The following is a 13,635-nucleotide window of genomic DNA, read 5'->3' as shown; positions in this document are numbered from 1 at the left end:
TTGTCCGAATTATGTAAATTTTTATAAACTAATCAGCAATCTTAATAATTTAGTATAGAAAATTCAGTGTTGTAGATTTCCGATTAAGGCACTCGGGAATGACAATCTTTCATTAATGGGGTGTCGTTTCTGCCCAGCATGTAATTCCCACGAAAGCGGGAATCTATTTTGATGTACAGAAATTTCAATATTTAGCAGAGCTAACGCTCTGCGGCTACAATGTCGATTTGTTTGTAGATGCAAAGCGAAGCTTTACCTAACTTTATAATAAAAAACAATCACTATTTTAGTATTACGTTTAATCCATTATATGCAAGTTGGATATTATGTTTAGATAATATTTTCTTCAAAATACTTTTATCTAAATGAGCGACGTGCGTTGCAATAAATTTCCCGCCGGGTTTTAATAAACCCTTTTCCATAATGTAGTTGTGGAACTTTAAAAAAGACCACAAGGTCATGTGTGTCTCTTTTAATAAGCTGCGGTTTTGCATAGCTTCATTGTTATTCCACATAGTGCATTCAAGTATAATAACATCATAATGATATTTTTGAATTTCTTTCCATGTCTGTTCATGATACCAGCCCGTATCGCAGGCGTAAAGTATTGTTTTATCATTTTTTTGAAATATATAATTAAGCGGTTTTTCATCATTAGCGGTGTCGTGATTTGCCAGTAACGGAATAACAATCATTCCGTCAACTTCTAACTTTTCAAAAGGCTCAACAACGTTAAATTTAAGGTTTATTGAATCAAGTCGCCAAAACCGGTTAAAATTATGATAACTTTTCGCAAGATTATCCACTATTTCATTACAGTAAACATTAATAACGGGTGCATTTTCTACTTTTGACGTAGGACTTGACTGGTTTATTTCTTCAGGTGTTTTTATCGATCTTACCTTAGATGTAAGCTGGTTTAAATCCAAGTGGTCAGGATGCGAATGTGTAATAAATACATTTTTCACAGTACTTAAACTTATATTATTCAATGATGCTGATATACCGACTGCCGGCGGTGCATCTACCAAAACAGTTCTATCTATCAATATAGAAGAATAAAACCAAAATTCTTTCCAACCATCTTTCTTTGTTTTTTTGCAAATTGGACAATCACAAAAAGCAGAAGGCCAAAATTCCCCGGCACCGGTACCTAGGAAAATTATTTCCACACCTGTTGGTTCTGCTGCAAGTTTTTGGTTTAATGCAAACGATGATGCTAAAAAAATAATCAGTATAATCTTTTTCATGTTTTCTTTACCTCTTTAACTTGTTAATTCAGCGTGGCTTGCCACAAGGTAAACAATACCATTACTAGGAATCCCGACGAAAGTCGGGATAAACTCCGCGACGAAGTAATCTCAATTAAGTGTTGAGATTGCCACACCCCTACGGAGTTCGCAATGACATCGAAAGAGAATTCAAAAGTTTCAAAAGATTTTTTACCACAGGGACATTTATTTCATGTTGTCATTCTTGAATCTTAACTAAAATTTTAAGACGAGATGCTTTCCACCAGTTCCTCTACTGAATCTTTGGCGGACAAAAAACCGTAGGTGGGCAAGCACTATTATTCAGCATGACAAACAACCTTTTTTATTTCCCTTCTTTAAATTTTTATTTTTAAGCCGTCATAGGCAACTTGGATTTTATACTTGGATAGTGTTTTTACTAGTTTACTTTTATTTAAGTGAGCGACATGTGTTGCGAAAAATTTCCCGCTTGGTTTAAGCAATCCTTTTTTTGTTATCCGTTCATGGAACTTTAAAAAAGACCATAATGTCATATGTCCCATCCATGATAATTTGGCATCCGGTATCGGTTCATTGTTTTTCCATCCGGTACATTCAAGTATGATAACGTCATAATGGTGTTTTTCTATTTCTTCCCATGTTTTTTCAGAATACCAGCCGGTATCAGATGCGTAAAGAATTGTGCGTCCTTTAATGTTTAATATGTAATTAAGATTTTCTTCGTTATATGTCCTGTCATGATTAGCAAGTACCGGCATAACAGTGGCTTCTTCATTAATTTTTAATAATTCAAACGGTTTTACTATATTTACAAAACAATTTTTTTGTTTATCAAAATTAAAGAAACGATTAAATTTTGTGTAATTTTTTAAAAGTTCAAATATAGTTTTGTTTATATATAGGTATATCTTGCGGGTGTTATCATCCCTGTGACCTATTATTTCCTGCGGGTCAAAATGGTCCTGGTGAGAATGCGATATAAATATATAGAAAGGAAATTTTACGTTAATCTTAAATAATGCCATGTTTAAGGATAATCCTGTCGGTGCATCTACAAGGTATTGATTGTCTATCAGTATTGAAGAATTAAACCAAAGGTTTTGTCGACCACCTATCCTTGCATTATTGCAGATTGGACAATTACAAAAAATAGAAGGATGAAATTCGCCACCGCCCGTACCAAGAAAAAGTATTTCCATATCTTTCTTTTCTCCTTTTGGTAGTATATATGAGAAAATATTAAATTTTATTAAAATTAGTATTAAAAGCAACGATATTAAAAACCATGTTCTTTTTGACATAAATACACTCCTTCATTTTCTTTTATTGAAAGATGCAGGCAGAGCAAGCTCTGCCACTACAATAATGTAACTGGATGTACATTGGGACATTTACTTGACGTATTGGTATTTCAATGTTTAGCAGAGCTGACGCTCTGCGGCTACAATATAAACTGGTCTGTATCTGCCCGCCAACGGTTCAGTGGCGGGACTAACTTGATGTATAGGAATTTCAATGTTATCACGCCGAGGGCGTGAGACTACAATTTAATTATAGTTTTGTAGTTGTCGCCAGACCCTTGGCAAGCCTAACTTGGTTAGATTTTTATTTTTAAACCGTCATAAGCAAGTTGAATATTATGTTTGGATAATTTATTTTTTAAAATGTGTGTATCTATATGAGCGACATGTGTTGCTATAAATTTCCCGCCGGGTTTAAGTAATCCCTTTTTTGTTATACGTTCATGAAATTTTAGAAAAGCCCATAGTGTCATATGTCCCCATTTCATTAAATCGACATTTTGCATAGGTTTATTATTGTTAGGTACACTACATTCAAGTATAACAGCGTCATAATGATGTTTTTCAATTTCTTCCCATGTTTTTTCAAAATACCAGCCCGTATCACAAGCGTAAAGAATTGTTTTTCCTTTGATTTTCATTATGTAATTAAGGTTTTCTTCGTTGTATGTTTTATCGTGATGAGCAAGTACCGGAATAACAACAGCATCTTTGTTAAGGTTTAATAACTTAAACGGCTTGATTATATGGACATAGTAGTTCTTGAATTTATCGAAATTAAAAAAACGGTTGAACTTTGTATAATGTTTTAGAAGTTTAAATATGGTTTTATTTATGTAAAGATGTGTTTTGATTTTTTTATCGTTTTGCGAGGATATTATTTCCTGCGGGTCAAAATGGTCCTGGTGAGAATGTGATATAAATATATAAAAAGGAAATTTTATTTTAATCTTGAACAATGCCATGTTTAAACATAAGCCTGTCGGTGCGTCTACAAGATATTGATTGTCTATCAAAATAGAACAACCAAATGAAAGACTTTTCCGGCCATTTTTTCTTGATTGTTTACAAATTGGACAATTACAAAATATGGAAGGAAAAAACTCACCTGCTCCGGTACCTAAAAAAAATATCTCCATGATTAAGAGCTCCTGTTTTAAAATTGTATAAAGCGTGATGTGTAATGTGTTATGAAATTATCGATTATGTGTGTGCTTGCCAAGGGCAAGCTACTACATTTTTGGACATTAGATTGTCTTTAAGGAAGCAAAGCTTTGCTTTGCGGCTACATTATTATTTAAATTTTAAAATACTACTTTTCAATAATATCTCTGACTATTTTTACCCAGCGGGCTAATCTATCCGGTTCTCCCTGCACTGTATGTACATCTTTCAGGCGAATATGATAAATGCTGTTTTTACAGGATTCTTTCGCATCACCTATAATCCTTTTTATGCGGTTTTTATCCCAACTTACACAAACCATCTCAGCTGGATTTGGTCGCCACGATACTACGTAATCGCTGCCTATTTGCTCAACACATTTATTAAGATTAGCGACAGGAGTTACGGCAATACTTCGCAGGTTCTTTAATTTTCTGAGTATATCTATCTTTCTGGTCAGGTCTTCACAACAACCATAATGAACAAGACCGTATTTCTCCATAATAGGTATTTGATACTTAAATAAAAATTCATCATGAAATTCCGGGGATACAAGTGTAAATTCCTGTGCTGCAACGAAACCCCAAAGGTCTTTTCGCTTGCATGGTGTATTAGGTTTTGGCCATGACAATTCATTTACATATGGCATAGCCTGATTATTATGCAGAGTTAAAGTATAATGACTTGCATCTTCTGCTTCCTGGTTGTTAGTTAAAATTCCATCTTGCATAAAAGCTAAAAGATTATGTAATTCCTTGGGGTTTTCATACATATCCAGCATAAATGTTTCAATACCGCGTAATTTACCTAAATCAGTAGAAATATCTGCTCCAAAACTAAAATAAACTGGACATCTAATTATATCAATAGTTAAAATATCGCCAATTGCATCGTAAAGTTTTGAATATCTTAACTTTGTGTCTTTTTCATCAACTTGGTGATGTATCACTTTAAGTTTTTTAACATCGCTCCAATCTTTTATCGGAGGATCATATCTACGGGCACCGCTAGCTACAGAATCGTGACGACCCAGGTCTACTCCCCAGTTAGCTTCCCCATTTCCTTGGACGGAAGCATCAAGTGTAATCCAAGGTTCAAAAATACAATCATCTCCTATGGAATCGTGAAAAAATCGCAAACGAAACATTCTTTCATAATCGCGATAAAAAGAATCCTTGCATTTCATTGCTTTATCAGAAAAAACTTCCCTGCACCAAAGGCTGGACATTCCGCAAGAAACCAATATAGGCGGACGGGTTTTTTTTAAACTGAAATGGTCGCTCCATAGTTTACGTCTTTCTTCCTGTGTTGGATTTGCTGAAATTTCCGCGTATTGCTTTGCTAAGTCCCTAAGGATTTGAATATCTTCTTTGTTTGTTTTGTCCATAAATACCTCAAATTATTTTTTAGTGGATATCTAACTTGTTGTATAGGAATTTGAAAGAAACAGGCAGAGCTTGCTCTGCTACTACAATATTGGCCCCGATGTCCATCGGGGTATTAATTTGCTATAAATATTTTTCTAAAAATGTTTTTGCTTTTAGGATGTCAATTTTTTGCTGTTCTCCGGATATTTCCCGTTCTATAAAAACCGGACCGTTAAATCCGTTTTCTTTTAATTTGGAAATCATTAAAGGGAAATTAACGCTTCCTTCGCCGATTGGGGTTTCAATTCCAAGTCCATCTTCGCGATTAGGCCATAATCCGTCTTTAGCATGCAACCCTTTAATATATTTACCTAAAATTTCTATCGCATCTAACGGATAAGCCATACCGTAAAGAATGATGTTTGCAGGGTCAAGATTAATACCGATATTATCAAGTCCAATATCAAGAATTGTTCTTTTTAGCGTTGACGGTAATTCCTGTCCTGTTTCAAAACAAAATGTCTGATTGTTCTTTTTGCAGTGTTCAGCGAATATTCTAACTGTATTAATAAAGCCTGCATACTGAGAATCTTTCGGGTCGTTAGGTATGAAACCGACATGTGAAAGAATATTTTTTACTTTCATTTCGCAAACCATATCAGAAAACTTTTTTGCCAGGTCTAATCGTTTAACACGGGTGCTTTCAGGAACAAAACCCATTGTTGGAGGACCTTTAAATCTATCCCACACCTGTCCTTCAAAAAGCAAGAAGAAAGAATCTATTTCAACGCCAAGTTCTTTTGCCGTTCCTATTACTTCTTTAGGTTTTAATTTATCTATCATAAATTCTGCTGTAGATGAAACCTGGCAAATATTAAACCCAAGTTTTGTTACCCTTTCAAAGTTTTCCCTAATTTTTTCACTAACACCGGTTATCAGTCCAATTTTCTGTTTCACAGTAAAAATCCCTCCTTCTTTTACAGTTTTATAAATTCTTTTAAATTTATTTCTTTTATAGTATCAACTATCTTGTCTGCTTTTGATAAATTTTGGTTATAAGAATTAAGATTTTGAAACCCGATACATTTCATGCCTGCGGATTTTGCTGCCCGGACACCTTTTTCTGAATCTTCTATAACTATACAATTTTTTGGTTCTACTTTCAATCGTTTTGCAGCTTCAAGAAAAATGTCCGGCGCTGGTTTGCCATTTTTCATTTCTTCTCCACTTACAAGAGTTAAGAAATAGTTCTGAATATTTAGTTTTTTTAAAATTGTTTTAATGCTTTTTATTGACGAGGATGAAGCTACTGCCATTATTATATTGTTTTTTTTTAAATCCCTTAAAAGTTCAGGGATACCATCAATTGGTTCCATATTGTGTTTCTCGATTTTTCCCAAAGCACCTTCAACCTGCAAATTAACCAATTCTTTTACCGATTGATTCAGATTATATTTTTTCTTAAGATAATACCACATTTCTTGATTTGAAACACCTATGAATTGCAAATACTTTTTTGGGGAAATATTTATTTTTAATTTTTTAAATGTTTTTTTGTTAACTTCTAAGTAAATTGGTTCACTATCAATGATTACACCATCCATATCAAAAATAAATGCTTTTAATGTTTCTTTATTCATAGATGCTGATGAGAAAAATTTGGCTAAACTAAAGCAGAGCGGAGTTTATCTCGCATATTTGTTGTGCGGGACTCTGCAGCTACGTTGGACCTGGACATTTGACTATTTTATAGTTACATTTACCTGGCTTACACCGGTAAGATAATCATCTGCTACTGCATGGACTGTTATTATATGATTACCTTTTGGATAACCGGTAGTGTTCCATAAGTACTCAGGAGTTGATGATATTTTAACGAGTTTGTTGTCTATGAAATAACGATAAGATACAATTGGGTTTTCTGTCTCAGGATTCTTAGTAGCAATAGCTGTAATTTTTACTGTTCCGCTTAATTTTGCGTTTTTATCAGGTGCAGTTATGGAAACAGTCGGCGATAGTTTAAAAAAATTATCATCCATTACCTTATCGTGTTCTGCTAATTCTGTGACAGATAAATTGTTAAGGTTAAATATTAATAATCCAAGACCAGCCATCTGGGGTGATTCTGCTCTAAAGTATTTTATCCATAAGTCTATATCAGGTGCATTTCCGTTAAATTCGTCTCCTCCGCTCAAGATACCTATATTCTTACCTTCAAGTCCATAGTATTTTATCCAATCAGTCCATTTCTTGATATATGTTCTGTAATCCTTAACTCCGGGATAGATATATATTTCCGGTTCATAAAGATCAATTATATCACTTGCATTTGCCATTACATCATCAAAACCATCACCATAATAAGCAGCACCCATTAAAAAATCCGGATATTGTTTTTTCACACGTCTTAGCGCACTAATAGATTCCTTTACCCGATTGTCACCTTCCCATGCAACCCATTCGTCAATGGATATACCATAATATCCTTCCTTTGCAACCCTTAAATAGTTATTATACATCTTCTCTTCAGTGTCAAGATAATCCGGATCCGCAGCCTTTGACGCATCATCTCTCTGGGCAGGACTATATGGTATCGGAAGTTTTCCTTTGGATACCATTCTATCGTGCCATGACTTGTCAGCATATTTAAATGAAGAAAAATTCGTGGTTTCATGAGGCTGCTCGCTATCACCGGCAAACCACGAAATAATATATGGCGGATTTATGGGTGCAAGATTGGGATTTGGGAATACTGCTCCTTCATGGAAAAACAACTTGTCATTTGGTGGAGTAAGAGAAATTGTAAAATTATTATTTGATATATCACTTGGAATACCTGCTATATCTTGTACGCGTATCATACAATTACCGCTTGCTTTATTTGGAACTATAAAAGACTCAATACCATCGTTTGCTGTATTTGGGACTACAGTTGTCCAGTTTGTTCCCCCATCCGTTGATAAATCTATATTTACATTTCCTACTGTACCTTGACTTGCCCAACTTACTGTCTTCCGGTTACCTGCAACCCAATTTTCTCCGCCATTAGGAACTATTACTGTTATACCCGGTTTTAATTGCCCTTCACTCATTATATTTATATAATCAAAATTACCGGTTGCTTCAGTACCGGTAGTATCCATTACCAACTTCATAATGTGTTTACCTGCACTTAAACTTACTCCTGTCTTCTTTAGTGTTTGCCAATTCTGAAACCCGCCGGTATTAGGAACTGTCATTTGTCCGGTTTTATCTATGTCATCAAACTCTATGTGAAAATTACCGCCATTACCACCACATGCTACCCGTACTTCTAATGTATATGTTCCTGCTGTCATAACATTTATTGTATATTTTAACCATTCTCCCGCCATGACCCAGCCAACATCATTACCCCCGCTTGCATCATTACTTGGTTCAACATCAACATCTGTTTTTTTCCTGTACGCATTTTCCGGCTCACCTGTGGGTATATCGCGATATGTTGAGTTACCTTTTGATGTATCGTAATATGATATATCCTGTCCGCCGTTATCAAAATCTTCTACTTCTAGCTTGCATGGTATCTGAAATGGTACTCCCTTGAATGGAATGTTTATACCCATAGGTTTTGTAGTGCCATTAGGACTGTTTGATACAACAGACCAGTTAGGAACTTCATCTGCTGTCTTTATCGCAAAATAATATTTTGTTGAAGGTGAAAGTCCAACGACTGTGAATCTCTCTTCATTAGCTACTTCTTGTGCTGCCGGTGTATCTTGGATTTTAGTTGCTGAATCCCAGTTTGCATCTGTTATAGGTGAAAGTGAGTATCTTATATCATATGGTATATACTTTGCAACCAGACCTGTAGTAGAGTATCTTACCTTATATTGTTCCCACATTTTAGTTTTACTTGTAACGCCATTATCGCCGGGAGCAGTCCATGTAAGAGTAATTGATTCCGGTGCCGGGTTACTTGTTGCAAGGTTTGTTATTTTAACAGGTGGTATAATGTCTGTGAGAGCAAGTGTCGTAGCACTTGGTGATTTTGATAATAGTGACCAGTTAGGAACTTTGTCACCTGCTTTAATTGCAAAGTAGTATTTGGTTGAAGGTGAAAGACCAAAAATTATAAACGATTCCGCAGAACCTGCAGGATTTGGAGTTAAATCACATTTAGCTTTATTAGCAGCATTCCATTCTGCTTCTGTGATAATAGGCGACAGAGAATACCTGATATCGTATTTTGTTGCTGTTCCGAAATTGCCATCATCACCGACAGACCGCCATACAAGTGTGATGGTTTTAGATGTCGGGAATGCGGTCAGGAAATATGTTATTTTGGCAGGTGGTGTTGTGTCGGAAATACCTGACAAAATACAAACGTTCGTGAATATACCAAGAACAAACATAACACATAATCTTATCAAATATTTTTTAGGCATAGTAAACAACTCCTTAAATAAATTAAAGTAATACGATTATATAAAATTAAAAATAAATATCAATAAAAAAAGGAATCTTTATCAACCGTCAGGTAAAGATTCCTTTTTTGAATGTATGTAGAGTGTAATGAAATTATCAGCTTTGTTTGGGTTTGCCAAGAGCAAACCACTACAACATCAAACAGCTTTCACAGAAGCAGAGCAAGCTCTGCAACTACGACATTGGACATCGCCCACCACTCCCTCCACTGAATCTTTGGCGGGCAAGAAACCGATGGCGGGCAAGGACTATTTGACTAATCCTATCTTGCCAGTCTTTCTGCCACCGGCAGTGTCTTCTATCTGGTAAATATATACTGCTCTGGCTACCTTGTCACCATCGGCATTTTTACCGTCCCACTCGAGCCAGCCTAAATTGCCAAAGTCGAGCTCTTTGAGTTCCCTGATTAATTCACCATTTACACTATACAATTTCATAACACAGTTAATTGGCAGGTTTATTACTTTTAACATACCGTTAATTGCTGTGTTAGGATTAAATGGGTTAGGATATATTTTAATTTTGCTTAAATCAACAGATACATAACTGCCCAATATTCGGTATGTTGAAAAGTGTTTTACTATTGCAGTAACTGTATTGTTTACTTTGTCTACTGTCTGGACTCCTGTCACTAAATCCCAATCTGTGCCGGTCCAGTAATATATTCTAAGTCCATCCTCGTTTAATGTTCCTATATCCGCTGCTGTATATGGTATTGTTATGTTTACTGCTCTTGTGAATACCTGGTTTTGCAGCGTTGGAGCATTATTGTTAAATGTTAGTTCGCCAAAATCATAACATATTGGATTAACTGTGTTAACATATTTCAATGTATTACCTACAACTGGCGGTACACTTGTCCTTTTTGTTGCAAGATACTTGTTAGTTGATAGGACTCCTGATGGTACGACTATTTTTATCCCATTTATTCCTTTTATTGTTCCGCCCTTACTGCCAACTAACTTAGATATATACAGATCGCTAAAATTTATTACTATCGTCGTTGTGGTATCACCGGTTAATTCGATAGTATCTACATTTTTGCTGAACGGAATTGAAACATCTTTCTCACCTGAATCTGCTTTAATAAATGTTGAATTAATCGTATCTAATACAGCACCATTGGAATCTTTTGTCTTAATGGTCAGTGTTCCTCCGTAATCCGTTACTAAAATATTCTCATCATTATACACCTGCAATAAGAACTGCAAATTTGCCGGTGTGGTTGAATCATCGTAGAAATATGTATATATTCTGTGTTGTAAGTTATACGTACTAAATTGGTAAAGTGCGGATGTTGCAAGATTTGTGGCTGCATCCCGGCTGTAAATCGTGTAATAATATGTCTTTCCTTTCTCTAAATTACTAATTGGGACGCTGTGGTCGGTTACAAGTGTTGTAATTAGTGTAGTTGTACTACCCAGAGCTGTTGTGAGTCCATATGCTACCTGTGAATCTGACGGCTCATTGGTTGTCCATGTTATTGCTGCACTATTTACTGTTACGCCGGCATGAACATTACTTATTACCGGTGCATCAGGATCATTTGCAGTTGTTGTAAAAATATAATCACCGGTTGTTGTCGGGTTATTACTTATATCTGCTGTTATTATCCTGTAATGATATAATGTCTTTTCGGTAAGACCAGTTATAGGGACACTGTGGCTGGTTACAAAATTTGCTAATGTTGTTGTACTGCTATATGGCAGCGTTGTACCGTATTGAACTTTACTGTTTGCAGCCTCATTAGTTGTCCATGTTACTACCGCTCCACTGCCGGTTATACTTGTTGTTGATATTGCACTTACTTCCGGTGGTGTTGTATCGGCCGTTAGTTTTATTATTTTAATGTAATTGACATTACTGCAATCAGTCGCCGCACTGGGGTCAAAAACTAACTTCATTATCTGGTTGCCTGGGAGAAGTGTTACCGAGTTTACGACTTCTGTATCTGTCCAAATTCCCCAGCCACCTGTTGCCGGCAAGCTTACTGACGGTGTTATGAAATAAACCACATCGTTCTGAGTGAATTCAAAGTGTACTATATCATTGACTGCCGGTTGGCGGGCTGTTCTTAGTATTATTTGGTATTCGCCACCCTCATTTACATTTATACTGTATTCCAGCCACTCTCCTGCTTTTGTCCACCCTACATCATACCCACCACCGATATCATTACAATTTTCTATATCTACATCCTCACTTATTCTATAGGCATTACCACTGTTGCCGGCTGTTGTATCATGGTATGCCACACCTTCACCGCCTGTGTCATAGTTCTCTGCTTGTATTGTTGTTGCACTTAATAAAACTGACGATATCTGCCAGAGGTTTCCATTGTTTCCATATGTTATCTGATTTGATATTACTATTGAAAAGTTTGCATCTGAACTGTCGGTTGTTCCACCGCTTATTGCTGACAATCTTATTAAACAGGTACTACTGGGACTGTTCGGCAGAGTAACTACTTCGCTGCCATCATTTGCTGTATTAGCTACAAGAGTACTCCATGTCGTTCCTCCATCAACTGATAATTCTATTTTTACATTACCTGCTACACCTACACTTCCCCATGTTACTGTTTGTTGACTGTTAATTAATAAATTTTCTCCGCCATTTGGGTATGTTACGGTTATACTTGCACCAAATGTATTATCAGGAGAAACAGCATAACCTGTTACATTTTTAGTAATTACATTAAAATGATATGTTTTTCCTGATTGTAAACCGGTAATCGGGACGCTGTGGCTGGTTACCAAATTTGTATCAAGAGTTGTGATATTAGTATAAGTGGTTATTAAATTGTTATAAGTGTTACGCTCCTGTGAATATTGAACCTGAGAATCACAAGGAACATCAGTTGTCCATGTTATCGTTGCTGAATTACCAGCTACATTCGATGTTACTGCAGATATAACCGGTTGAGAACCTGTCAGCGGTTTGTAATATCCATTCACATTGTTCATTGCCCACTTAAAAGCTAAAGCGAATCCTGAAGCTGCCCCTGTGCCATCTAAAAGATAATTGACGTCGGATGGATTCATGCCCCAAAAAACTATACCTGCTGTATTATAATATTTCGGTCCTTTAGAATTCAATGCAAAATTAACAAAAGATGGCGTACCACCCCCATCATAACCCGGGCTTAGGTTTACCTTAAAACCTTTCTTTCCAAAATATGGGATGGACGGATAAGAAGCCAAATCATCATAATGCCAATCGTTAATAGTTATATTTTCTTTGTGTTCTATTTCATCTATGTGCTGCCACGTATCATCCGGAGATGCCGTCCAATGTGTAGTCGGATAAAACTGCTGGTCATAGGGCAGTCCGACTGTACCAGGTATTAACATATCACCATACATATATACTTCTATGCCTTTACTCTGAAGATAATTATTTATAATGTTCAGCCAATAAACAAATTGTTGGCCATTGGTTCTACCGGTCGCCTTACAAAGAGAACATACGTTAATATTATAAACTTCATCAAACCCGATACAAATTGCATGATTCCCAAAAGCTAATGCTATTTCCTCTGCCATGCCGCATACAATCGCCGCAATACCGGGTGCATTAGGACATAAACTACGCGAGTCATTTACCGGCTGACCTCCTCTGTTTTCATCATATTGCGGATATGCCAGTAAAAAATTTCCTTTAACATCACCATCGGCTACTCTAGACGCCTGGTGACCAAAAAACTGCACCTCAGGAATAACTTTTATACCATTTGCTCTACCTAAATTTCCAAGTTCCAGCGCTTTGGCTGCGTTATACCAAGTACCGTGAATAGGATATCCTACATAATCATATTGATCCCATACTCTGACGATTGCAATATTACATCCATACAGTGGGAACAATCCGCTGATTATTCTTTTGATGCTATCATAATCTCCAAAATTAATCCAGCTACCTTTTAATTGGGCCGCAGCATAAACCATCTGTCCAATAAAAAGAAAACTAATAATAAATAATAACATCATTCTTTTTATTTTCATAGTTCCTTCAATAAAATGTGTTATGAGTGATGTCTGTTATAGAGTTTTAGAGTTCATAGAGTTTGTAGAGTCGTAGACC

8 protein-coding genes are annotated in these 13,635 nt (G+C 35.9%); all 8 read right to left on the bottom strand.

What is annotated here, in order from left to right; translation table 11 throughout:
- Positions 1 to 281 precede the first annotated feature (281 nt).
- On the bottom strand, positions 282 to 1,250 hold the full coding sequence (locus tag PHE88_10505) for an MBL fold metallo-hydrolase (protein MDD5688249.1): 969 nt from the start codon (positions 1,248 to 1,250) through the stop codon (positions 282 to 284).
- A gap of 359 nt (positions 1,251 to 1,609) precedes the next feature.
- The gene (locus PHE88_10500; protein MDD5688248.1) at positions 1,610 to 2,554 is read right to left on the bottom strand and encodes an MBL fold metallo-hydrolase; all 945 of its coding nucleotides are present in this window, start codon (positions 2,552 to 2,554) and stop codon (positions 1,610 to 1,612) included.
- Positions 2,555 to 2,850: 296 nt separating this feature from the next.
- Positions 2,851 to 3,693, bottom strand: coding sequence for an MBL fold metallo-hydrolase (locus tag PHE88_10495; protein MDD5688247.1), 843 nt, complete (start codon positions 3,691 to 3,693; stop codon positions 2,851 to 2,853).
- Positions 3,694 to 3,866: 173 nt separating this feature from the next.
- Entirely contained in the window at positions 3,867 to 5,105 is a 1,239-nt protein-coding gene (locus PHE88_10490; GenBank protein ID MDD5688246.1) for a hypothetical protein, read from the bottom strand.
- 121 nt (positions 5,106 to 5,226) lie between these two features.
- On the bottom strand, positions 5,227 to 6,042 hold the full coding sequence (locus tag PHE88_10485; GenBank protein ID MDD5688245.1) for a sugar phosphate isomerase/epimerase: 816 nt from the start codon (positions 6,040 to 6,042) through the stop codon (positions 5,227 to 5,229).
- Between the two features lie 20 nt (positions 6,043 to 6,062).
- Positions 6,063 to 6,725 (bottom strand): HAD family phosphatase, encoded by a 663-nt coding sequence (locus PHE88_10480; GenBank protein ID MDD5688244.1) that lies wholly within the window; start codon positions 6,723 to 6,725, stop codon positions 6,063 to 6,065.
- Between the two features lie 102 nt (positions 6,726 to 6,827).
- On the bottom strand, positions 6,828 to 9,512 hold the full coding sequence (locus PHE88_10475; protein MDD5688243.1) for a carbohydrate-binding protein: 2,685 nt from the start codon (positions 9,510 to 9,512) through the stop codon (positions 6,828 to 6,830).
- A gap of 288 nt (positions 9,513 to 9,800) precedes the next feature.
- Positions 9,801 to 13,556 carry a carbohydrate-binding protein gene (locus PHE88_10470; protein ID MDD5688242.1) on the bottom strand — a complete coding sequence of 1,252 codons (3,756 nt, stop codon included), beginning with the start codon at positions 13,554 to 13,556 and terminating at the stop codon, positions 9,801 to 9,803.
- Positions 13,557 to 13,635 lie beyond the last annotated feature (79 nt).

It is taken from the genome of Elusimicrobiota bacterium (assembly GCA_028718185.1).
GTDB lineage: Bacteria > Elusimicrobiota > UBA8919 > UBA8919 > UBA8919 > JAQUMH01.
Note: the sequence above shows the minus strand (reverse complement) of the source record. Positions and strands in the feature narration are given on the sequence as shown.

Bases quoted from the DNA above. Each gene is read 5' to 3' on its own strand.
- PHE88_10505 (MDD5688249.1), bottom strand. From the start codon at position 1,250: ATGAAAAAGATTATACTGATTATTTTTTTAGCATCATCGTTTGCATTA.
- PHE88_10500 (MDD5688248.1), bottom strand. From the start codon at position 2,554: ATGTCAAAAAGAACATGGTTTTTAATATCGTTGCTTTTAATACTAATT.
- PHE88_10495 (MDD5688247.1), bottom strand. From the start codon at position 3,693: ATGGAGATATTTTTTTTAGGTACCGGAGCAGGTGAGTTTTTTCCTTCC.
- PHE88_10490 (MDD5688246.1), bottom strand. From the start codon at position 5,105: ATGGACAAAACAAACAAAGAAGATATTCAAATCCTTAGGGACTTAGCA.
- PHE88_10480 (MDD5688244.1), bottom strand. From the start codon at position 6,725: ATGAATAAAGAAACATTAAAAGCATTTATTTTTGATATGGATGGTGTA.
- PHE88_10475 (MDD5688243.1), bottom strand. From the start codon at position 9,512: ATGCCTAAAAAATATTTGATAAGATTATGTGTTATGTTTGTTCTTGGT.
- PHE88_10470 (MDD5688242.1), bottom strand. From the start codon at position 13,556: ATGAAAATAAAAAGAATGATGTTATTATTTATTATTAGTTTTCTTTTT.